The organism is Psychrobacter sp. GW64-MNA-CIBAN-0177 (genome assembly GCF_040309585.1).
In the GTDB taxonomy this organism is placed as follows: Bacteria; Pseudomonadota; Gammaproteobacteria; order Pseudomonadales; family Moraxellaceae; genus Psychrobacter; species Psychrobacter okhotskensis.
Map to the genome: position 1 here is coordinate 1 of NZ_JBEOOY010000670.1, position 230 is coordinate 230.

1 protein-coding gene is annotated in these 230 nt (G+C 42.6%); it reads left to right on the forward strand.

Annotation, left to right across the window (positions count from 1 at the left end):
* The coding region (locus AAEY79_RS16650) for a hypothetical protein (protein WP_352289939.1) at positions 1 to 230 on the forward strand (230 nt) is incomplete at both ends.

A 230-nucleotide genomic window follows, 5' to 3' on the forward strand; every position in this document is an offset into this window, starting at 1 on the left:
CAGTTATTCTAGCACTGGCCGTACCCATTGGGTTTTATGGTATGGCGATGTATTTATCGCCCACCCTACCCAGCACTCAAGAAATTAAAACGGTCAGTTTGGAGATGCCACTACAGATCTATAGCAGTGATGATAAGCTAATCGGTCAATATGGCAATCGCCTATCACTACCAGTTACTTTTGATGATATTCCTGAGAATTTGACCCATGCCTTTTTAGCAGCAGAAGAT